The organism is Dactylosporangium sp. NPDC048998 (genome assembly GCF_043197855.1).
Classification (GTDB): Bacteria; Actinomycetota; Actinomycetes; order Mycobacteriales; family Micromonosporaceae; genus Dactylosporangium.
The window spans coordinates 1-21,577 of the sequence record NZ_JBICTV010000001.1 but is presented as its reverse complement, the minus strand read 5'-3'; the positions used below and the strand labels follow the sequence as shown (position 1 = coordinate 21,577).

The 21,577-nt window shown below is 71.6% G+C and carries 19 protein-coding genes and 1 riboswitch; of the genes, 9 read left to right on the top strand and 10 right to left on the bottom strand.

Annotation, left to right across the window (positions count from 1 at the left end):
• Nucleotides 1-43 precede the first annotated feature (43 nt).
• Both ACGFI8_RS00095 and ACGFI8_RS00090 read right to left on the bottom strand, forming a co-directional pair.
• Nucleotides 44-325: a zinc ribbon domain-containing protein gene (locus tag ACGFI8_RS00095; protein WP_392797686.1), complete on the bottom strand. Its 282-nt coding sequence runs from the start codon at nt 323-325 to the stop codon at nt 44-46.
• Entirely contained in the window at nt 322-1,065 is a 744-nt protein-coding gene (locus ACGFI8_RS00090) for an RNA-guided endonuclease TnpB family protein (protein WP_392797684.1), read from the bottom strand. Before ACGFI8_RS00090 ends, ACGFI8_RS00095 begins: the two co-directional genes overlap by 4 nt.
• 478 nt (nt 1,066-1,543) lie before the next feature.
• Here ACGFI8_RS00090 and ACGFI8_RS00085 point away from each other — a divergent pair, with 478 nt between their 5' ends.
• Complete coding sequence (locus ACGFI8_RS00085) at nt 1,544-2,338, top strand: hypothetical protein (protein WP_392797682.1); 795 nt, start codon at nt 1,544-1,546, stop codon at nt 2,336-2,338.
• A 320-nt stretch (nt 2,339-2,658) separates the two neighbouring features.
• On the top strand, nt 2,659-3,486 hold the full coding sequence (locus ACGFI8_RS00080) for a DUF5753 domain-containing protein (protein WP_392797679.1): 828 nt from the start codon (nt 2,659-2,661) through the stop codon (nt 3,484-3,486).
• A gap of 16 nt (nt 3,487-3,502) precedes the next feature.
• On the opposite strand, the gene ACGFI8_RS00075 is transcribed toward ACGFI8_RS00080, so the two are convergent.
• On the bottom strand, nt 3,503-3,814 hold the full coding sequence (locus ACGFI8_RS00075) for a hypothetical protein (RefSeq protein WP_392797676.1): 312 nt from the start codon (nt 3,812-3,814) through the stop codon (nt 3,503-3,505).
• A 239-nt stretch (nt 3,815-4,053) separates the two neighbouring features.
• Nucleotides 4,054-4,217, top strand: a riboswitch (cyclic di-AMP (ydaO/yuaA leader).
• Nucleotides 4,218-4,255: 38 nt separating this feature from the next.
• On the opposite strand from ACGFI8_RS00075, the gene ACGFI8_RS00070 reads away from it, so the two are divergent.
• The 3 genes from ACGFI8_RS00070 (at nt 4,256) to ACGFI8_RS00060 (ending at nt 6,551) form a co-directional block, all read left to right on the top strand.
• Complete coding sequence (locus ACGFI8_RS00070; RefSeq protein ID WP_392797675.1) at nt 4,256-5,215, top strand: NlpC/P60 family protein; 960 nt, start codon at nt 4,256-4,258, stop codon at nt 5,213-5,215.
• 85 nt (nt 5,216-5,300) lie between these two features.
• Nucleotides 5,301-6,083 (top strand): methyltransferase domain-containing protein, encoded by a 783-nt coding sequence (locus ACGFI8_RS00065; RefSeq protein WP_392797673.1) that lies wholly within the window; start codon nt 5,301-5,303, stop codon nt 6,081-6,083.
• 54 nt (nt 6,084-6,137) lie between these two features.
• Nucleotides 6,138-6,551, top strand: a complete 414-nt coding sequence (locus ACGFI8_RS00060; RefSeq protein WP_392797670.1) for a hypothetical protein — start codon at nt 6,138-6,140, stop codon at nt 6,549-6,551.
• Nucleotides 6,552-6,618: 67 nt separating this feature from the next.
• On the opposite strand, the gene ACGFI8_RS00055 is transcribed toward ACGFI8_RS00060, so the two are convergent.
• The 3 genes from ACGFI8_RS00055 to ACGFI8_RS00045 form a co-directional block, all read right to left on the bottom strand.
• A complete protein-coding gene (locus ACGFI8_RS00055) occupies nt 6,619-7,542 on the bottom strand; it encodes an RNA polymerase sigma factor RpoD/SigA (protein WP_392799540.1) in 924 nt (307 codons plus the stop codon).
• 377 nt (nt 7,543-7,919) lie between these two features.
• On the bottom strand, nt 7,920-8,912 hold the full coding sequence (locus tag ACGFI8_RS00050) for an NAD-dependent epimerase/dehydratase family protein (protein WP_392797667.1): 993 nt from the start codon (nt 8,910-8,912) through the stop codon (nt 7,920-7,922).
• An 83-nt stretch (nt 8,913-8,995) separates the two neighbouring features.
• A complete protein-coding gene (locus ACGFI8_RS00045) occupies nt 8,996-9,349 on the bottom strand; it encodes a hypothetical protein (RefSeq protein ID WP_392797664.1) in 354 nt (117 codons plus the stop codon).
• Between the two features lie 221 nt (nt 9,350-9,570).
• Between ACGFI8_RS00045 and ACGFI8_RS00040 the strand changes: the two genes are divergently transcribed.
• The 3 genes from ACGFI8_RS00040 (at nt 9,571) to ACGFI8_RS00030 (ending at nt 14,449) form a co-directional block, all read left to right on the top strand.
• Complete coding sequence (locus ACGFI8_RS00040) at nt 9,571-11,418, top strand: bifunctional metallophosphatase/5'-nucleotidase (protein ID WP_392797661.1); 1,848 nt, start codon at nt 9,571-9,573, stop codon at nt 11,416-11,418.
• Nucleotides 11,419-11,515: 97 nt separating this feature from the next.
• Nucleotides 11,516-12,325 carry an SAM-dependent methyltransferase gene (locus tag ACGFI8_RS00035; protein WP_392797658.1) on the top strand — a complete coding sequence of 270 codons (810 nt, stop codon included), beginning with the start codon at nt 11,516-11,518 and terminating at the stop codon, nt 12,323-12,325.
• Nucleotides 12,326-12,337: 12 nt separating this feature from the next.
• Nucleotides 12,338-14,449, top strand: coding sequence for a putative bifunctional diguanylate cyclase/phosphodiesterase (locus tag ACGFI8_RS00030; protein ID WP_392797655.1), 2,112 nt, complete (start codon nt 12,338-12,340; stop codon nt 14,447-14,449).
• A 93-nt stretch (nt 14,450-14,542) separates the two neighbouring features.
• Here the strand turns inward: ACGFI8_RS00030 and ACGFI8_RS00025 are convergent, their stop codons facing one another.
• From ACGFI8_RS00025 to ACGFI8_RS00010, 4 genes are all read right to left on the bottom strand, one after another.
• Nucleotides 14,543-14,893, bottom strand: coding sequence for a hypothetical protein (locus ACGFI8_RS00025; RefSeq protein WP_392797652.1), 351 nt, complete (start codon nt 14,891-14,893; stop codon nt 14,543-14,545).
• A 105-nt stretch (nt 14,894-14,998) separates the two neighbouring features.
• Nucleotides 14,999-16,192, bottom strand: coding sequence for a hypothetical protein (locus ACGFI8_RS00020; protein WP_392797649.1), 1,194 nt, complete (start codon nt 16,190-16,192; stop codon nt 14,999-15,001).
• Nucleotides 16,193-16,236: 44 nt separating this feature from the next.
• Entirely contained in the window at nt 16,237-16,452 is a 216-nt protein-coding gene (locus ACGFI8_RS00015) for a hypothetical protein (RefSeq protein WP_345132159.1), read from the bottom strand.
• A 12-nt stretch (nt 16,453-16,464) separates the two neighbouring features.
• Entirely contained in the window at nt 16,465-19,851 is a 3,387-nt protein-coding gene (locus ACGFI8_RS00010; RefSeq protein WP_392797645.1) for a cyclic nucleotide-binding protein, read from the bottom strand.
• 106 nt (nt 19,852-19,957) lie between these two features.
• On the opposite strand from ACGFI8_RS00010, the gene glpK reads away from it, so the two are divergent.
• A complete protein-coding gene (gene glpK, locus ACGFI8_RS00005) occupies nt 19,958-21,433 on the top strand; it encodes a glycerol kinase GlpK (protein WP_392797642.1) in 1,476 nt (491 codons plus the stop codon).
• The last annotated feature ends 144 nt before the right edge of the window (nt 21,434-21,577 follow it).

Genomic DNA, 21,577 nt, shown 5'->3' with positions numbered 1-21,577 from the left:
CAGCCAGCAGCAGCAGCCCTGAGCTTTACTCCTCCGTTACCTTTCAGTGAGCAAATGTGTGCTCGTGATTGGCAGCCGTCCGTTGCCGGGCGGCGTTGACCACATGTGGTCTTGACGCTTCACGGCCCGCCGCCCCGCCTGCGGGTGCAGGTCTTACGGGTCTTACGTGGGCTCCACGTCCTGTTTTCGCGTCGCCCGGCAACTCCAGGTCGACGTACCGCACGAGGGCGGCGAGATTCCGTGCGGCGTTGACGTCCCGGTCCAGGGACAGCCCGCACACGGTACAGGTGAACGTGCGTTCGGCCAGCGACAGCTTGGGTTTCACCGTCTGGCAGGCGGAGCAGGTCTTGGAACTGTGGGGTACCAGCGGTCGGCGACGTGCAGCGTGCTGCCGTACCAGCCGGTCTTGTACGCAAGGTGCCGGCGCAGCGTGGCCGGGACGGCGTCGACCAGGGATCTGGCCAGTTTCCGGTTGCGGACCATCCCCGCCACGTGCAGGTCCTCGACCACGACCGTGTCGAACTGCTGCGCGAGCCGGGTGGTGAGCTGATGCCACGAGTGCTCACGAACGGCTTTCACGGTGGCGTGCTGCCGGGTCACCGCGGCCTGCGCCCGCTTCCACCGGTTCGACGGATTCCGCTTGGACCGGGTGGCCGGGTCGTACGGCCCGACCTTGCGGGCGGCCCGGCGCTGCGCCTTGCCGAGTTTCTTCAACGCGGCTTTGAACGGGGCCGGGTTCCGGACCATCTCGCCGGTGGACAGGACCGCCAGATGCTTGATCCCGGCGTCCACACCGACGACCCGGCCGGTCTTCGGCGCGTGCGCCGGACGTCCGGCCGTGCGTTTGACGGCGACCTGGAACGAGCAGAACCACCGTCCGGCAGTCTCGGTCACGGTCGCGGACAGGATCTGCGCGGTGCCCGCCGCGATCCGGCGGGACAGCTTCCGCGTCGATTCGTGGGTGCGGATACGGCCCAGCCGGGGCAGGACCACGTGCCGGCGGTCGGCGTCGATCCGAATCGCTCCGGTCGTGAACCGGGCCGACCGGCGGGCGCGCAGGACCACGCAGGGCCAGCGGGCCGCTCGGGACCGGCGGGCCGCGCAGTCCTGGAAGAGACCAGGACACGCCAGCCGCGGCTGTGGCTGGCGCTGGGCCGCCCGGGACCGGCGAGGCGGCGCAGGGTCTTGCCAGGACGAGGGCGCAGGTGCGGCCGCTGGGCCACCAGCCGGCCGACAACCGAGCACGGCGAGGCCCGCCGTCCGGCACGGCGGCCGTGCGTCTAATGCCATCGCGCACCGATCCCTGCCGATACGGAGCGTGTCAAAGATTGGCCGGGGTGGCCGGCCCGAGGGGTTGGGCTCGATCGGGACGGGGCGATTTGCCGTAGTCGTCAGATACTGCACGGCGCCGTCATGATCACTACGTAGCTGGGCGGTCACACATTGACGCCAACCGGTGCTAGGTTGACCGCATCGCGCTTCGTCATCCTCGCGCAACGCAGCGGGCTCACCGAAGAGAGAACCGGAGAGAGAAAGAGATGCCATGACGCAGGGCCGGCATCATCGGCGTCGCGACGACGACCACACGGTCGACGGGATCTACGTCCCGCCCCCGCGTGAGGTGCCGCGCCCCCGCACCGAGCCGACCGACTGGCCACCGCCGGCCCCGCCGCCCGCCGCCGCCCCACCCCCATGGGCACCCGCGGCGCCGGGTGGTGCCCCTCCGGCACAGCCGCCGGACAGGCCGGACGGGCATCCCGCCGCACAGCCCGGGCAGCCCCCGACGGACCACGCGCGATCGTCGGAGTGGGCCGGACGCTCCTCCTCCCCCTGGGCGCCGGCCGACGACGAGCACGACGAGGAAGACCCGTATGCGTCGGCGGAGGACCCGCCCCCGGCTCCGCCGGCGCATGCGGTCGCGGAAGGCGGCGGCGACCAGTGGCTGCCGCCGCTCTACCCGCAGGAGTGGCCGCCCGAGCCCGTCCGCCAGGAATGGACGCCGCTGCCGCTGCCGGAGGACCGGCGCGCCGACATCCCGTCGCAGCGGCGGGTGGGGCCGCTCGGGGCATCCGCGGTACCGCGGCCGCAGCATGCCCACGAGCGCTCCTCGGCGACCGCGTGGTGGATCGCGGTCGGCGTCATCATCGTCGCGCTGGCCGTCGCCGCGGGCGTGTTGGTCGGCCTGCGGCTGGCGGCGCGCGCCGGGCAGGAGCCGAACGGCGCGGCCGAGGCCACCTGCGGCTGGCGCGAGGTACAGCGCACCGCGGTCGCCCCCGAGCCGGCCTCCGCGGTCGAGCAGGCGGCCGGCGGCTGCGGGCTGGTCGCGGTCACGTCGTAGGAGAAGACGCACCGGGGCGGCGTGGCTTGGATCCCGGCCACGCCGGCCGCTTCCAGCACATGCCCGAACTCGTGTCGCCGGCGGCGTTGCGGCCGTTCGCCGAGTCGCTCGACGGCGTGCGCGCAGGCGGGCACACCGCTGTTCGAGACCGTGCTCCGCGCGGCATGGGCGAGACGCAGAAGCGCTCCTGGGCCCGCACGGCCCCCGGTAGCCAGTCACGAGAAATCGGAACGCGCTAGGTGCATCTGCCGCAATCCGGGTAGAAACACGGAGCCCTCGACCTGGGCGATGCCATTTGTACGCGATTGGGGTGATGGTCCATGAGCGGGCCTATCGTGGGCAAGCGCCGCCTCCGTGCCGAGCTGCGGCGGCTGCGGCGCGAGCGGGAACTGACCCAGGATCTGGTGGCCGCCGAGATGGAGTGGTCGCTGTCCAAGCTCATCCGTATCGAGAACGGCACCGTCGCCATCTCGGTGAGCGACCTGCGCAGCCTGCTGGCCTACTACCGGGTCCACGACCCGCGGACGGTCGACGAGCTGCTCGAGCTGGCCCGCGCGGCGAAGCGGCGGATGTGGTGGGACGAGTACCGCCCGATGCTGGCCGGTCAGCTGATCACCTACGTCGGGTTCGAGGCGGAGGCGACCCGCATCGGCGAGTTCGCGCCGATCATGTTCCCGACGCTGCTGCAGACGCGGCGGTACGCCCACGCCACCAGCGACGCGGAGTCCCCGCTCGCCGAGCGCCGCGTCGAGTTTCAAACGCGCCGCCAGGAGGAGTTGTTCAACCGCGAGGAGCCGCCCCACATCCAGATGATCCTGGACGAGTCGGTGCTGCGCCGAAGCCCCGTCCCCGGCGACGAGGCGCTGCTGGTCGACCAGCTCGAGCACACGATCGAGTTCGCCCAGCGCCCGTACGCCGACGTGCGCGTCGTCCCCCTCAACGCCGGGTACCACGCCGGCTGGGAGGGCGACTTCACGCTGCTGGAGTTCGGCGCGGACGACGGGGTGCTCTACCGTCAGCAGTTGCTCTGGGAGGAGCCGGAGCTCATCACGACGTACCGCGGCATCCTCGAACGGCTCGGCCAGCGCGCCCTGTCGCAGGAAGCCACGCTCGACCTTCTGCGGCAGGTCGCCCACGACCTGAAGTGAGCCGGCCGGCCGGCTGCTACGCGGCCCCGGGCAGCGCGAACGCGGCGCCGGCCTGCTCGGGCCGCCAGCCGGCCGCGACGGCCCGCCGGACGGCCTCGGCCACGAGCGCGGGCCGCACCGCGCCGGCGGACAGGCCGAGCCAATTGTGAGGATGCGCCAGCGCCGAGGACACGACGAGGACGGCCCCTCGCCCGGAGTCCGCCTGCACGACGAACGTGAGCGGCGTCCACCCGTTGGCCTGGGAGTAGGTGGGCCGGTGCCGGACGGTCCACCGGTACTCGACGCCGTCGACGACGATCCGCCGCGATCCCTTCCTGTTCAGCGTCATGCGCCGACGGTAACCGCGCGGCGTCGCTGAAGGCGATCGATATTGCGCCGCTAAGCGCACCCCCAGCGCGCGCGAAGATCGATGTCACTGTCCGATGTGGAAGACCAACCGGCGGTAATCCGGACTTTTAGGTGTATTAGATATCGAGGGGGACGCACGCCTTTCGCACGGCGGATGATCACGTTAAGTTAGGCCCTGGCCTGCTCGGCAGTCCGCCGTCCATCCCGGACGGCGCCGGGCAAGCGCCGCCGAATCGAGCTCGGCGCGCCGCCCGATCCCCTCGAGCGCGCGCATCGAACCGGGGACCCAGAAACATTCGCAGGGGTGAATCCGCGACGTTGCGGTAGGGTGTCCTTCCCGCCCAAACCCGTCAGCTAACCCGGTAGGCGGTCGGTGAAGAAGGGTCTTTCCTTGTCCACTGGACACCGTGCCGGGCGGTCAGTGCTGCGAACCCTGTTCATCGGGCTCGTCTCACTCACCGTGCTGGCACCAGCCGCGGTCGCGCACGCCGATCCCACGCTCGCCGAGATCGAGGCCCAGCTCGACAAGTCGAACAAGGACCTCGAGGCGACCATCGAGGCGTGGAACAAGATCAATATCGATCTTGCGGATTCCCAGACCAAGGCCACCGAGCTTGAGACCAAACTCAAGCCGCTCGAAGACAGCATGGCCGACGCCAGCGCCAGCGTCGAGGGCGTGGCGATCGCCGCGTTCAAGACGTCGGGCAACCTTCGCAGCCTGTCCATCATGCTCAACGCCGAGTCGTCGAACTCGCTGATGGACCAGCTGTCGATGCTGCAGCAGATCACGCGGCAGCAGCAGAAGGAGATCGAGGACTACAAGAACGCCAAGGCGAAGGTCGACGACGAGAAGAAGCTGCTCGACGAGACCATCGCGGCGCAGAACACGCAGAAGACCGACCTCGAGAGCCAGCGCAAGAAGATCGAGGGCGACGTCAAGAAACTCGTGGCCCTGCAGAAGAAGGCGACCGCCGCCGGCAGCACCAAGGTCAACCCGCCGAAGATCGACCCGGGCAACCTGCCCGCGGTCTCCGGCAAGGCCGGCACCGCCGTGAGCTTCGCGAAGGCCCAGCTGGGCAAGCAGTACGTATGGGGCGCGGCCGGCCCGAACACCTACGACTGCTCCGGCCTGACGATGGCAGCCTGGAAGGCCGCGGGCGTGACCCTGCCTCACAACGCCGCCAGCCAGTGGAGCAACGTGGCGCACATCCCGCGGTCCACGCTGGCCCCGGGCGACCTGGTGTTCTACAACGGCCTCGGGCACGTCGGGATCTACGTCGGCAACAACCTGATCATCCACGCACCACACACCGGCGACGTCGTCAGGTACGCGTCGGTGGACATCGACAGCATCTACGGGTTCGGTCGCGTCAAGGCCTGACCTGGCCTCGGCTGGCAAAGGACTGGCAAAGGACCACGAAGGGGCCGCGGATCGCATCGATCCGCGGCCCCTTCATCATGGGTGCATGGCCTCGTGGGACCCGCAGCAGTACAACCGCTTCGCCGAGGAGCGCGCCCGGCCGTTCCGGGAGCTCGTCGCCCGGATCCCGACCACCGGCGCGGTCGCGGTCGTGGACCTCGGCTGCGGGCCCGGGACGATGACCGCCACGCTCGCCGAGCGCTGGCCGGACGCCGCGATCCTCGGCATCGACTCCTCGCCGCAGATGATCGCCGCGGCCACCGAGCTGCAAAGCCCGCAGCTGCGCTTCCAGCTCGGCGACGCCGGGCAGTGGCGCCCGCAGCGCGGCTCCGTCGACGTGATCGTGGCCAACGCCTCGCTGCAGTGGGTCGACGACCATGAGACGCTGCTGCCGGCCTGGGCCGCCGGGCTCGACGACGGCGGAACGCTCGCCTTCCAGGTGCCGATCGCCTCGTACGACCCCGGGTTCGGGCAGGTCGCGGGCCGGCCGCGCTGGGCGCCGCTGCTCGGCGGCGCGCTGGAGGCCATCGGGCCGCGCTCGGCCACGCCCGTGCTCGAGGCCCCGGAGTACGTGCGGCTGCTCGGCGCGGCCGGCCTCACGGTCGACGCCTGGGAGACGACCTACTACCACGTGCTACCGGGCGACGATCCGGTGTTCGAGTGGTTCAAGGGCACCGGCCTGCGGCCGTACCTCGACGCGCTGTCACCGGACGACGCCGAGGCGTTCGCCGCAGAGGTCCGGGAGGAGCTGCGGATTCGGTACCCCCGGGAGCCGTTCGGCACGATCCTGCCCTTCCCGCGGCTGTTCGTCGTCGGACATCGGGCCTGACCAGCGTCGGCTGGCTTACATCACGCGGCGACCGGCGCCCCTACGCTGGCGCGCGTGAGTAAAACTGCGAAGATCATCATTTTCAGCCTGATCGGCGTCTTCGTCGTGTGTTGCGGCGGCGGCGCGGCCGGGCTCTTTTTCATCGTCAACTCGGCCAGCAAGGACGCGAAGGTCGCGGCCGGGGACTTCCTGACCGCGCTGGAAGCCGGCAACAACGAGGGCGCGTACGCGCTGCTGTGCGGCACCGCACAGACCAACTACGGCCCGGAGGAGTTCGCCTCGATCGTCAAGCAGAACGCGCCCGCCTCGCACGACCTCAGCTGGGGCGGCTCGTACAGCAACGACCTCGGCGTCGAGACCGCCTCGATCACGGCGACCATCACGTACAAGAGCGGCAGCAAGGGCGACCACACGTTCGCGATGCGCAAGGAGAACGGCGCCTGGAAGGTATGTGGCGATCCGTACTGACGGCGCCACACCGGCACAACGAAAAGCCCCGGGTCGCTGCGACCCGGGGCTTTCTGCCGTTCAGGGGTTACGCCGCCTGCAGGCCCTCGGCGCGGGCCAGCTCGCGCAGCCGGCCGAGCGCCTGGATCTCCAGCTGGCGGATCCGCTCGCGGGAGAGCGAGAACCGCGTCGCGACCTCGGTCAGTGAATGCTCCCGCCCGTCCTCGAGGCCGTAGCGGGCCCGCATGATGCCGGCCGAACGGTCGTCGAGGTGGTTGAGCAGACCCTCGATCCGCTGCCGCTCGAGGGCGGCCAGCACCACGTCCTCCGGCGACGGGGCGTCGGAGTCGGCGACGAGGTCGCCCAGGTTGGTGTCGCCGTCGTCGCCCACGGGAGTGTCGAGCGAGACGGTGTCCTGCGACCAGCGCATGAGCTCGTGCACCCGCTCGACGGGCACCCCGAGCGCGGTGGCCAGCTGCTCCGGCTCCGGCTCGTTGCCCAGCTCGCGGGTGAGCTGACGCGCGACGTTGCGCATCCGGTTGACGTCCTCGACAAGGTGCACCGGGAGCCGGACCGTGCGCTCCTGCTGCGCGATCGCCCGGCTGATCGCCTGGCGGATCCACCACGTCGCATACGTCGAGAACTTGTAGCCGCGGACGTAGTCGAACTTCTCCACGGCCCGCACCAGGCCGGTGTTGCCCTCCTGGATCAGGTCGAGCATCGGCATGCCGGACCGCACGTAGCGGCGGGCGATCGACACCACCAGCCGCAGGTTGGCCCGGATGAACCGGTCCTTCGCCCGCTCGCCCTCGGCCACCAGGCGGTGCAGCTCCGCGGCGGTCACGCCGTCGGGGATCTCGTCGGTGTCCAGCAGGTGCTCCGCGTAGAGCCCAGCCTCGACCGCCTTGGACAGCTCGACCTCAGAAGCGGCGTCGAGCAGCGGCGTGCGGGAGATCTCATGCAGGTACACGCCAACCAGGTCGCGCTCCTCGGCACCTGAGTCGGCTCGCATCTCCACTTTCACGTTCTCCACTTCGGGCCCCTCCCCGCTCCATCCTTCGCCTTCCCCGTTTCACCCTGCTAAAACGGGTGCCCCCCGGGTATGCCCCCTACACAACAGTCAAAGCGCCTTCCGAATTCCGCCCCCAGGGGCGATTCGGTGACGACCCCTGAGAGTTGCACCACTTACCTAGACGCCCGGGAGGCTGCTCCGGTTCGCTTCGGTTGCAACAAGTGATACGTGGTGTTCCTGCCCGTCAGACGCCTGAATTCGCTGTGAGTTCCCTGGGAACGCCGGTGCGGAGGGCAACCGACGCAGCTCGGGCACGGCTCCTCATCGGCAGCTGTCGGCGGTACGACAGCCTTTTGTGGCAAGCGCACTACCACCCACTACCCGGCGAGCCATTCCTGCAACAACTCGGCCTCTTCGTCGATACCCAGCCCGTTGTCCCCGTCGATGTGTGATCCGTCACGAATTGCGGCGAGGGTGTCCCGGACGGTCTCCGCCAGGGGCCGGGTGCGCAGGCCGGCGGCGATCGAGGGGGTCACGTCGCGGTCCATGAACCCGGCGTACTGCGGAAGGGGCAGCCAGAAGGGCAGCGACCGCGGGCCGCTCCACGGCGCCACCCCGCGCTCGAGCAGGAACTCCTGGGTGACCCAGGTGAGCGTCTGCGGGACCCCGGCGCCCTCGGCGAGCCCCTGGTGGAACTCCCGCCTGGTCATGGGCGCGCCGATGCCGTCGAACGCGCCGGCCAGCCCGGCGCCGGCGGCGGCCAGGATCCAGTCGGCGAGGTCGCGCACGTCGACGAGCTGGACCGCCTCGCCCGGCTCGCCCGGCGCGAGCACCTCGCCGCCCCGGGCCGCCCGGCGCACCCAGTACTCGAACCGGCCGGTCGGGTCCTCCGGCCCGACGATCATCCCGGCGCGCAGGACGAACGTCCGGCCGGCGCCGAAGCCGCCGACGGCGAGCCGCTCACAGGCGACCTTGCACCGCCCGTACGACTCGGCGTCGGCGCGCGGGTCGGCGTCGTAGTCGGGCGGCAGCAGCGGCGCGGTCGCGGCGACCTGGTGCGGGGTGGCGGTGTCGGCGTACGCCGATCCGCTGGACACAAACGTGTAGTGCCCGGCCCGCCCGGCGAGCGCGGCGACCGCGTGCCGGACGTGGTGCGGGTGCCTGGCGACGTCGACGACCGCGTCGAACTCGCCGGCCACGGCCGCCAAGCCGCCGGGGTCGTCCCGGTCCACCCGGACGAAACGAGCGCCTTCGACCGGTTCACCTGACTCGCCCCGGGCGGCGCAGACGACGTCGTGGCCGAGGGCGATGGCCTGGCGCGCCACCGCGCGCCCGAGAAACACGGTTCCACCGAGTACGAGCATCTTCATCGGCCGATGATTCGCGCTCGCCCGGGGCCGGCACAGCCCGTTTCGCGCATGGCGGATCCGCTCAGGACGAAACGCGCACGGGCTCAGGCGCGGTGCTCCGACGGCGGGCGATGCGGGCGCGTCTTGCGGATGACGAGCGCGAGCAGCGCCAGCGCCGCGGTCACCATCGCCGCCACGGCCGGCCACAGCGACCAGTGGCGCCCGGCCGGGGGCGGCGCACCCGCCGCGGCGTCCACAGTGGACGGCTGGCCGGCGGCCCGGGCGGACGCGGCCGGCTCGAATGCCCAGATGCGCAGGTAGTCGACCTGGAACTCGGCCGGCAGGGCGGTGGAGGAGTCCGGCGTGCCGGCCCGGGCACCCGTGGTGACCGCGAAGCCGAACCAGGTCAACACCGTCGATGCGACGACGGCCAGCACGGCCGCGACTCGCCTCAGCATGGTGACCGCCTCCGCCCCGCGGTGTGCCTTTCCCGGAAACGTACCGGATACCTACAGGAATCGCATCGATGCGCAGTGTTTACACAAATTCGGACAGGCCATTCCGATAACCCTCTCCTTTACCCGTACGACATCAACCTGACTCCAAGTCATGCTCGCGCGGAATCGATGCCTTCGGAAGGATGGCGACCGACGCATGTGTCCCCCCAAAAGGAGAGATCATGGTTCAACCTCGCGCCCGCGGCTGGCGTGTCGCGCAGCACCTCGCGGTGCCCGCGCTCGCCGTCGCGGTTGTCGCACTGCTGCCCTTAGCCAAGGGCGGCTCCACCCCCGGAACCGACCGGTGGACCCCGCTCACCCCGGCCAAGGTGGCATTCACCGAGAAGGCTGGGCCGACCACCACCGCACAACTGCTGGGCTTCAACGACTTCCACGGCAACATCGACCCGCCGACCGGCAGCGGCGGTCTCATCAACGGCGTGCCCGCGGGTGGCTCCGAGTACCTGAGCACGTACCTCACCCAGCTGCGTGACGCCGCGAAGAAGGCGGGCGTGCACGACAGTGACACGGTCGTCGCCGGCGACAACATCGGCGCCTCGCCGCTGGTGAGCGCCGCGTTCCACGACGAGCCGGCGATCGAGGTCCTCAACGCGATGGGCGTCGACCTCGCCTCGGTCGGCAACCACGAGTTCGACGAGGGCGTGACCGAGCTCTACCGCATGCAGCTCGGCGGTTGCCACCCGACCGACGGTTGCCAGGCCGGGACCAAGTTCAAGGGCGCGGACTTCCCGTACCTCGCCGCGAACGTGACGGAGAAGGCGACCGGTCTGCCGATCCTGCTGCCGTTCACGATCCGCAAGTACGAGGGCGTGCCGGTCGCCTACGTCGGCATGACCCTCGAGGGCACCCCCGGCATCGTCAACCCGGCCGGCATCAAGGGCGTCGAGTTCCACAACGAGATCGAGACGGCCAACAAGTACGCCGCCGTGCTGCGCTGGATCGGCATCAAGTCGATGGTGCTGGTGATCCACGAGGGCGGCATGCAGAGCAGCCCGCCCGCGCCGCTCGACCCGTCCGGCTGCGCCAACTTCGCCGGCCCGATCGCCAGCATCGTCAAGGGGCTCGACCCGGCGTACGGCGTCGTCGTCTCCGGCCACACCCACCGCTTCTACACCTGCGAGCTGCCCAACTCCTCGGGCGCGAACTCGCTGGTGACGAGCGCGGGCACGGCGGGCACGCTGGTCACCGACATCCGGGTCACGCTGGACAAGAAGACGCACCAGTTCGTCGACGCGTCGGCCACCAACGTGATCGTCGACAACGGCGTGAAGAACGCCGACGGGACGTACCAGAAGGACGCCGCCGGCATCCCGGTGCGCAACACCGCCCTGATCGACCCGAAGATCAAGAAGATCGCCGACAAGTACCGCGTCGCGGTCGCCCCGCTGGCCAACAAGGTCATCGGCAGCATCACGGCCGACATCACCACCACCACGTCGGCCGCCGGCGAGTCCCCGCTCGGTGACGTCATCGCCGACGCGCAGCTGGCCTACACCAAGTCGGCGGGTGCGCAGATCGCGTTCATGAACCCGGGCGGCATCCGGGCGTCGCTGGTCTACGGCAACTCGGCCGGCGGCGAGGCGCCCGGCGAGGTCACGTACGGCGAGGCGTTCACCGTCCAGCCGTTCAACAACCTCGTCGTGACGCAGTCGTTCACCGGTGCGCAGATCAAGGACGTCCTCGAGCAGCAGTTCGTGGGCTTCCAGGGCCAGACCGTGCAGCGCATGCTGCAGGTCTCGGCCGGCTTCACGTACACCTACAGCGCCTCGGCGCCGGTCGGGTCCAAGGTCAGCGACATCAAGCTCAACGGCGTCGCCCTCAACCCGGCGGCCACCTACCTGGTGACCACGAACGACTTCCTCGCCAACGGCGGTGACGGCTTCCTGAACCTCGCGAAGGGAACGGGCCGGGTCACCGCGCCGGGCTTCGACATCGACGCCCTGACCGCATACCTCGGGACCGGCCCCATCGCGCCGGGCACCGCGGACCGCTACACGCGGGTCGCCTGACCTAGCGCAGCGTGGGCGGGCGGCCTGGGTTTTCTCGCCGCCCGCCCACACGTATGCTCGCAACGCGGTAGCCAACTAGGTCGAGGAGTGTTGATCCGTGGACCGTCCCAGCTGGGCCCCGGTGGACGTCGACCTTGACCGGCCGAGCGTGGCCCGCGTCTATGACTACTACCTCGGCGGCTCGCACAACTTCGCCGCCGACCGAGCGTTTGGCGAGCAGGTGCTCAGCGTGATGCCGGCCGTCGCCGCGCTCGCCCGCAGCAATCGCGCGTTCCTGCGCCGCGCGGTCCGTGAGCTGGCCCGCCAGGGCATTCGGCAGTTCCTCGACCTCGGCTCCGGCATCCCGACCGTCGGCAACGTGCACGAGGTGATCGCCGACGCCGGGATCGACGACGCCCGCGTGGTCTACGTCGACCACGACCCGGTCGCCGTCGCGCACAGCCGGGCCATCCTCGCCGACACGCCTGGCACCGCCGTCGTCGCCGGCGACCTGCGCGACCCGGCCGAGGTGCTGGCCCAGCCGCTGGTGCAGGACGTGGTGGACTTCTCCCGGCCGGTGGCCTTCCTGCTCGTCGCCGTGCTGCACTTCGTGCCCGACGAGTTGCGCCCCGCCGACATCGTCGCCGGATACGCCGCCGCCGGGGTGCCGGGCAGCCACGTGGTGCTGTCGCACGCCGGCCTCGACCGGCCGCTCACTCCGGCCGAGGAAGACGCCTACCAGATGTACCGCAAGTCCCCGACCCCGCTGATCCTGCGCTCGAAGGACGAGGTCGCGGCGTTGCTCGGCGACCTGACCCTGCTCGAGCCCGGCGTCGTGGCCACGCACGCGTGGCGACCGGACGGCGACGAGGAGCCACCGGCCGAGGGCAACGCGATCGGCAGCGCGGCCGTCGCGCGCAAGGATTAGCGCGCCACGATCATGACCGCCATCAGCCCCACGCCGACGTCGTGGGACCGCCCGCATCGCGCCGCCGAACGTCTGGCGCGCGCCTGGTCGCTGGCCGTCGCCGGGACCAGCTATGTGTCGATGAACGGCCTCGAGGTCCAGGACTTCCTGACCAGCCTCGCCACCCGGCTCATCCACGCGCTGACCGCCGAGGTCTTCGACCCCGCCGACGTGCGCGAGGTCGGCTCGACGCTGGTCGCCGCGCACTTCACCGAGCCCACCACGCTGGAGCGCACCCTCGCGGTGCTCGCCGAGCAGTTCGGCCACGCCCCCGTCAAGCGGGTCGCGCAGGTCCAGGGGGCGCTGGCCTCGGGCTACGCGCTCGCGCTGCGCGACCGGGTGCTCGAGGAGCAGGAGGAGATCCGCACCGCGGCGCTGTGGGCCCGCGCCCGCGCCGAGGAGGGGCGCCGGGTCAGCGAGGCGCGGTTTCAGGCGATCTTCGCCGGCGCCGCGATCGGGATGAGCGTGAGCACCGTCGACGGCCAGGTCATCGAGGTCAACCAGGCGCTGTGCGACATGCTCGGGTACACCGCCGAAGAGCTGCGCGCCATGTCCTTCGAAGACTTCGTGCTGCCGGAGGACCCGCCCACCGCGGGCGCGATGTTCGAAGAGCTGCTGGGGGGCGGGCGCGACCAGTTCCGCATCGAGAAGCCGTACATCCGCAAGGACGGTCACCGGGTCTGGACCGACCTGGTCGCCTCGATCATCCGCGACGAGGACGGCCGCCCGCGCTGGCTGGTGGCCATGTTCGAGGACATCACCGAGCGGCACCTGCTGCAGGTGCGCCTGCGCCACCAGGCGCTGCACGACCCGCTGACCCAGCTGCCCAACCGCACGCTGTTCTTCGAGCGGCTCAACGAGCTGCTCGACACCGCCGCCGACGGCGACGACTCCCGGGTCGGCGTGTGCTACCTCGACGTCGACGGCTTCAAGGTCATCAACGACACGCTCGGCCACGACGTCGGCGACCAGCTCCTGCAGACCGTGGCCCGCCGCCTGGCCCGCTCGATCAACGGCGACCGCCAGCTGGTCGCGCGCATGGGCGGCGACGAGTTCGTGGTGCTCGTCGAGCAGTGCGGCGGCATCGAGGACGTGGTCGCGGTCGCCGAGAAGGCACTCGACACCGTGCGGGCGCCGGTCCACGCCGGCGGGCACGAGATCAGCATCTCGGCCAGCATCGGGGTGGTCGAGCAGCCGTTGCGCGGTACCAGCACCGGCGAGCTCATGAAGGCCGCCGACACGACGCTCTACTGGGCCAAGGCCGACGGCCGCAACCGCCTGGCCCTCTTCGACGCCGACCGGCACGCGCGCGAGGTGACCCGCTACGAGCTGTCGGCGAGCATGCCGGCCGCGCTCGAGCGGCGGGAGTTCTTCGTGGAGTACCAGCCGCTGGTCCGCCTCAGCGACGGCGTCACGACCGGCGTCGAGGCCCTGGTCCGGTGGCGGCACCCGCGCTTCGGCGTGCTCGGCCCCGACGCGTTCATCGGCATGGCGGAGGAGACCGGGCTCATCGTGCCGCTGGGCCGCTGGGTGCTGCACGAGGCGTGCCGGCAGGCGGCCGAGTGGCGGCGCGCGGTCCAGGACCGGGCGCCCATCATGAGCGTGAATCTGGCGGTACGGCAGATGCGGGACCGCACCATCGTCCGCGACGTGCACGCGATCCTCGAGCAGACCGGCCTACCGCCGTCGGGCCTGCAGCTGGAGCTCACGGAGAGCGCCGTCATGAGCACGGGCGGCGACCCGATCGAGGCGCTGAACGCCCTGGCCGCGCTGGGCCCGCGCATCGCCATCGACGACTTCGGCACCGGGTACTCGAACTTCGCGTACCTGCGCAATCTGCCTGTCCACAGCCTGAAGCTGGCCGGCTCGTTCGTGGCGGGCCTGCGCCCGCCGGAGCGCCCGGACCCGGTCGACCAGGAGATCGTGGCGGCGGTGATCGGCCTGGCGCACACGCTGAAGCTGAGCGTGACCGCGGAGGGCGTGGAGACCGCCGAGCAGGCGACGCGGCTGCAGGAACTGGGCTGCGACACGGCCCAGGGCTGGTACTACGCGAGTCCCGGCCCGGCTTCCGCCATCAAGCTCTGACCAAACCCTCTCGACCCTCTCGACCCTCTCGCTTCCGACGCCGGCCGGTGCGCTCCGGAGCGCACCGGCCGGCGGGCTTTATGCGAGGCGGCGCTAGCTGGCCGCGTACGGGTTGACTTCCTCGTGCATGTCCGACATGAACTGCGACCACATGTCGTTCTCGTCCGGGTCGGCGCCGACCAGGTCGTAATGGCCGTCCAGGAAATCCGTGTCGAGCTGCCACTCCGGGACGTCCAGCTCCTGCTCGTCGAGCTGCAGGGGCTCCTCGTGCTGGTCGGCCTCCCCCGCGTCGCCAAGGTAGTGCGGGTCCGTGGCGTCGTGGCTGTCGTCCGAGAAATCGTGCTGGTCGTAGTGGTGGTCGTCGGCGAGGACATGGTCGACTCCGCCGTCGTGGTCGACGTGGAGATCGTGCTCCATGCCCCAGTCGAGGTCAAAGTCGCTCATAACCGCTCCCGGTTCCTTCAAGTCCCTCTGATGAGGTACCTCTAGAACGGTAGGTGCCGATCCGAGCGCCCTGCTCCCCGATACGTGCCACTCACCTCACGGTGGCTATCGCGTCCGCCGATCGAGCCAGCCGTCGCCGTTGACGTCCTCGTAGCGGGCGTCCATGACCCCGTCGTGGTTGGTGTCAACGTCGGCGGAGTCGATCAGGCCGTCCCGGTTGGTGTCGTGACCGACGAACTCGGGGCGCCCGTCGCCGTCCGTGTCCACCACGATGTCGACGCCGCCGTCGGCGCGGTTGACGTATGTGTGCTGGTCCCAGCGCCCGTCGCCGTCCCAGTCCACGCGTGTGTGGTAGCCGTCGGTCGGCGCCGCGCCGGGTATCTGCGCGTGCCCGGCGTGCTCCGCGAACCCCGCGAGGCCCGCGCCGATCCCGGCGCCATGGCCGGCGCCGGCCGGCCCACCGGCCTGCTCCAGCCCGGCCTGGCCGCCGGCGTGCTGCCCGATGTCGCCCAGCCCGGCGCCGATGCCCCCGGCGTGGCCGCCCGGCACCGCATGCTCCCCGAGCCCGGCCAGGCCCCCAGCCAGGCCCCCGGCCGAACCGCCTGGGCCACCCAGGCCACCCGGGTCGCCCAGCCCGGCGAGCCCCGCGGCCACGCCCTGGCCGCCGGTGCCGCCCAGCCCGGCGAGCGCCCCGCCCACGCCCTGGCCGCCGGTGCCGCCCGACGGCTCGTGCGGGGTGCCGCCGGTGTCGCCCGCGTACGTGCTCGACTGGTACACCGTGCCCGACGAGCGGACCTCGCTGTGATACTCGGTGTGCGACTCGTAGTGGCTCTCCGTGTGCACCTCTTCGAAGCCCGCGGAGGCGTGCTGACCGCCCTGCGCGACGTCCTCCAGGTGCCGCCCGATCGGCCCCGATCCCTGATCGGGGGGCTCGACCGCCGCGTGCCGCCCGCCGTACTGCTGCTCGACGAGATCGTGCATGTGATGCCCCGCCGCGGCGCCGCCACCGCCCGGCACGTGGCCGGCGAGCCCGTGCGCGCTGACGCCGGCGCCGTGGCCGTGCAGCACGTCGCCCAGGCCCGAGCCGATCGAGGAGAACACCCCGAACATGCTGGCCTTGCTGGTGCGCTGCTCGACGTGGGTCTGCCCGCCCGCGTCGCCGACCTGGGACCGCAGGATGTCCAGTTCGTCGGGGGTCAGGCGGTATCCGGCCAGCACCCCCGCGGGGTCGGCCGCCAGCCGCGCCTTGAAGGCCGGGTCGCTGAGCAGGCGCTCCAGCACCTCGTCGAAGTCAGACATCCCTTTTCCCCCAGTTCGAGCGAATTTTCGGTATCTCGACCCGATCAGTCGAGCTCAGGCATCGGAATCGGCTGCGGCCGCGGCCGGCAGGTCCCGCACTGCACCGCATCCTCCACGACGAGCCCCTCGGCCCTCCCGCGGCGCTGCGAACGGTGCACCTCCAGCAGATAGGGGCCGAACTTCGCGTGGTCCTCGCACAGCCCACGGCCGCAGAACCGGCACGACCCCCGCGCCGCCTTGGCGCAGAACCAACAAAGCACGTTCTCTCCTGTTCAGCCGATGGAGCAGCCCTGTACCTTGATCGAGCTTCCGGTCGCAGGGGCGCTGGACTTTCCATTCGCATCGACGGCAGTCACCTTGATGGTAAGCGTGCCACCGCCGTTGCCGCTTGTGGCGTTGATCGGGCCGATGGTGCCGTACCAGTTGCCGTCCATCGACATCGCCCTGGACCCGGACGTGAACCCGCTCCACGACACGATCACACCCTTGACCGGCGCACTGCCCACGGTGACGCTGGCGACGATGGAATCCGTCGTCTGTCCTCTGTTGCACGGCGCACCCGTGGGGTCAAGCTGGTCAAGCGTGGACGAGTCCTGCCGGATGATCGTCACGACCGGCAGGTTGTAGGGCGGCGGTGGTGGAGCCGTCGTCGTGGTCGGCGGTGGGGCACCCGTCGTCGTCGTGGGGCCGGCGGTGGTCCGCGTCGGGGCCGGGGTCGGGGTTGGGGTGGAAGTCGGGGTCGGGGCCTTCGTCGTCTTCGTTGGCGTGGCCTCGGTCGAGTCCGTCGCCGAGGCCGAGGCGGACGGGGAGTCGCTGGGGCTCGGGTACTCCGACGGGGTGTCGGTCGGGGACGGGGCCACCGTCGGGGTGTCGCCGGGCTTCGGCAGGGCCACCCCGTCGCCGCAGGTCAGGTCGGCACGCTTGGACGGCTCGACGACCGTGCCGTCCAGTTTGACCACGCCGCGGCCGACCTCCGGGTCGTTGCCGGCCGACAGGGCGAAGCGCGCCGCGCCGTCGTTCGCGACCGTGCCGATCGTGAGGCGCAGCGGCTTGAAGGCGGTCGTCGTGCTCGTCGTGTCGACCAGCAGGCGGCCGCCGTCGAGGGTGAGGGCGGCGGTCGGCTCGATCGGCGTCTGCTGGCCGCTGAACAGGTCGCCGACCTGCACGTCGGCGCCGGCGCAGAGGACCGTCGCGCTGCCGCCGCGGAAGGTCAGGGTCGCGGTCGACCGGGCGTCGACGCGCACGGAGTCGCCGTGCTGGACGTACACCTTGGAATCGCGCCCCATGGCGCGCTCGACGCCGTTGACCCGCACGGTCGCGCCGCCACGCGTGACGGTGACCAGGGCGCTGTCGGTCGGCATCTCGGCCCACACCGGGCCGGTGAACAGGTTGGCGCCGGTCAGGAACAGCGCGAAGAGCAGCAGCAGGATCAGCAGCCACCACAGGTTGCGCTCGAAGCGGCGGTCCACGCTGTCGTCGGCGGTGGGCGGCGGGCCGGGCGGCGCGGCGAGCGGCGGGTAGTTCGACGGCGGGTGCGCGCCCGACATCGGGCGGCGGCCGCCGCCGGGGGTCGTGTCGGCCTGGCGGCCGAGCAGGAGCGGCAGGCCGGCGACCGCGGGCAGCAGCCAGGCGCGGGCCGGCGTGCGGGCGGTGGCGACCTGGCCGGGCGAGCCGTCGCCGTACGGGCCGATCATCGACCCGCGGTGCAGCTCGACGCCGTCGGGCAGCTGCAGGCTGCCCGACTCGACCACGAGCGCGTCGTTGCCGGTGCGCAGCACGACCGGCTCGCCGGGGCCGAGGTGCATCGGGCGGGCGCGGGTGAGCAGGCCCAGCCGGTCGTCGGCGCCGAGGTTGCTCAGCGCGGGCGTCTCCCCGATGAGCTGCTCCAGCTCGGCCCACTCGACCGGCGGCGGGCCGGGCAGCGGGCCGACGGCGGAGGCGACCGCCGAGGACGGGATGGACAGCAGGGTCGTGCCGGCCGTCAGCCAGCCGAGCGCGGCCGGGGCGCCGGTCAGCGCGTTGGCCAGGCCGACGACGCCGCCGCGGCCGACGCGCTCGCGGACGGTACCGGTCGGGTCGCCGGGGCGGCGGGCCTCCAGCGCGCCGTCGACGACGACGAACACCGACGGCTGCGCGGCGCCGGCGAACACGAGCTGCTCGCCCGTGCGCGGGTGCACCCAGCGGGCGTGCTCGGCGAGCTTCGCGAGGGCCTCGGGCGGCAGGCTGGACAGCGCGGACGCGCTCAGCGCGGTGAACCGGCGCGGCTGGTCGCGCACCAGCTTGCGCTCGCCGAGGCGGTCGCGCAGGCGCCGTCCGCGCCGCCGCAGCCAGCCGAAGAAGAGGTACACCACGGGCGCGAGCAGCGCCGCGCAGATCACGAAGAGCAGACCCCGGGCGAGCCACCCGGCGTTCCAGAGGCCGGTGACGACCCCGGCGACGCGGTCGGTGTACACGCGGTAGACGAGGTTGACCGCGATGGCGATCCAGATGACGGCGAGCATGCCGTACAGCGCGACGAGGCGCCCCTCGCGGTCGAGCTCGCCGAAGCGCGGCGGGCGCCGGCGCAGCCGGGCGATCACCCAGGCGAGCCCGCGGGCCCGCAGGTTGGGCACCTCGAGCCAGTCCATCAGCAGGTAGTACCCGTCGAGTGCCATGAACGGGTTCAGGTTGAACAGCGCGTTGAGGTACCACGCGAAGGCCAGCTTGAACGTCCACGGCTCCAGCTCGGGGAAGAACACGCCCACGATCTGGCAGGTGCCCGCGAGGATCAGGCCGGTGGCCGGGCCGGCGACGGTGGTGACGATGCGGGCGCGGCGGCCGGCCATCCACACGTCGGTGGTGTCCACGAAGATCGAGGGGATCCCGAAGTACACCAGGAAGCCCGCCACGGGCACGCGCCGCCCGGCATGCTTGGCGCCCAGCGCGTGCCCGAGCTCGTGGCAGGCCAGCGCGAAGACGTTGAGCCCGAGCAGGACCAGGGCGCCGGCGAAGTACGAGTCGTTGGTGAGGAACACGGACTGGTCGGCGCGGAACCAGTTCCACACGAACACGCCCAGCCCGGCCAGCGCGACGAGGCCGGCGAGCACCGCGAATACCCGGGTGAAGAACAGCCGGCCGCCCGCCTTGTAGAGGAACGTGACGACGGGGTCGACCTTCGCGAGGACGACCCGGCGCCCCTGCGCGGTCGCGAGCAGGCCCTTGCCCAGCCGGATCGGCCACGGCCGGCGGTGCACCCGCTGCAGGCGGTGGAAGGCGTCGACGGGCAGCTCGTCGAGCATGCGGTTGCCGGCCAGGTCGGCGACGATCCGGGTCACCTGGTCCGGGGCGAGCCGGCCGGAGATGCGGGCGAACTCGGCGACGAGCCGGGCCACCGTGCGGCTGCCGTCCATGGACTGGGCGAGCTTGAACTCCTCCGGCGTGAGCCGCAGGTAGCTCGACTCGCCGCTGTCCGGCGAGCGCAGCATCACGTACTCGACGCCGCGGGCCGACGTCAGCGCGACCGCCTCGACGCCCTCCCGGAGCACCGGGCGCGCGCGAGCCGGGTTGAGCCGGTCCGACACCGCGTGCCACAGACCGACGTCGGCGGGGCCGAGTGGTACACCCGGGGCACGCCCGGCAAGGGCCTCCCAGACACTGATGCGCGTCTCGATGACGGCCACGGTCGCTCCTGTTCGGGCACTGATTCGGCCACGGACTCTAGGCGCGTTTCCTTCGTGCCGGAAGGTTGCGTCCCGAACGTGACAATGCTTCGGCGAAGATGGCACCGTGTACATCCTCGCCATCGACCAGGGCACGACCTCCACCCGCGCGATCGTGTTCGACGCCGACGGCGCCATCGTGGCGCTTGACCAGCGCGAACACCGCCAGAGCTTTCCCCGCCCAGGCTGGGTCGAGCACGACCCGGTCGAGATCTGGCACAACGTCCAGGCGGTGTCGACCCGCGCGCTGGACCAGGCCGGCCTGTCCCGCGCCGACGTCGCCGCGATCGGCATCACCAACCAGCGCGAGACCACGATCCTGTGGGACGCCCGCACCGGCGAGCCGGTGCACCCCGCCATCGTCTGGCAGGACACGCGGACCGACGCGCTCATCCGGACCCTCGCCGGCGACGCCGGCCCCGACCGCTTCCGCGAGCGCTGCGGCCTGCCGCTCGCGACGTACTTCGCCGCCCCGAAGGTCGTCTGGCTGCTGGACAACGTCCCGGGCCTGCGCGAGCGCGCCGAGGCCGGCGAGATCCGCTTCGGCACCGTCGACACCTGGCTCATCGAGAAGCTGACCGGCCGCCACGTCACCGACGTCACCAACGCCAGCCGCACGATGCTGATGAACCTGACCACGCTGGACTGGGACGACGAGCTGCTCGCCGCGTTCGGCATCCCGCGGGTCATGCTGCCCGAGATCGGATCCTCGTCCTACGTCTACGGCGAGGCGAAGACCATGCTGCACGGCGTGCCCGTGGCCAGCGCCCTCGGCGACCAGCAGGCGGCCCTCTTCGGCCAGGCGTGCTTCGCGCCCGGGGAGGCCAAGTGCACGTACGGCACGGGATCCTTCCTCCTGCTCAACACCGGCGCCCGCCCCGTGTCCAGCGAGCGTGGGCTGCTCACCACGGTCGGTTACCGCATCGGCGAGGCGGATCCGGTGTACGCCCTGGAAGGCTCCATCGCGATCACCGGCTCGCTCGTGCAGTGGCTGCGCGACAACCTCGGCCTCATCGCCTCCGCCCCGGAGATCAACGACCTCGCCGCGACCGTCGAGGACAACGGCGGCTGCTACATCGTCCCGGCGTTCGCGGGCCTGTTCGCCCCGCATTGGCGCCCGGACGCCCGCGGCGTCATCACCGGCCTGACCGGGTACGTCACCAAGGGTCACCTCGCCCGCGCGGCGCTGGAGGCGACCGCGTGGCAGGTCAAGGACGTGGTCGACGCGATGATGGCCGAATCGGCGGTACCGCTGGAGACCCTCAAGGTCGACGGCGGCATGACCGCGAGCGACCTCCTCATGGGCTTCCAGGCCGACGTGCTCGACGTGCCGGTGGTCCGCCCCACGGTCGCCGAGACGACGGCGCTGGGCGCGGCGTACGCGGCCGGCCTGGCGGTCGGCTTCTGGCCGGACACGGACACGCTGCGCGAGAAGTGGCACGTGGACCGTCGCTGGGAGCCGTCGATGACGGCCGAGACCCGCGACCGCGGCCACGCCCTATGGCTGCGCGCCGTGGAGCGCTCCTTCGGCTGGGCCGATTGACCAACCCCCACTTCGGACAAATTCGGACGCGCCAGCGGCGGACAAGAGAGGCGGGGGGGGGGGGGGGGGGGGGGGGGGGGGGGGGGGGGGGGGGGGGGGGGGGGCGGGGGGGCGCGGGGCGGGGGGGGGGGGGCGCGGGGGGCA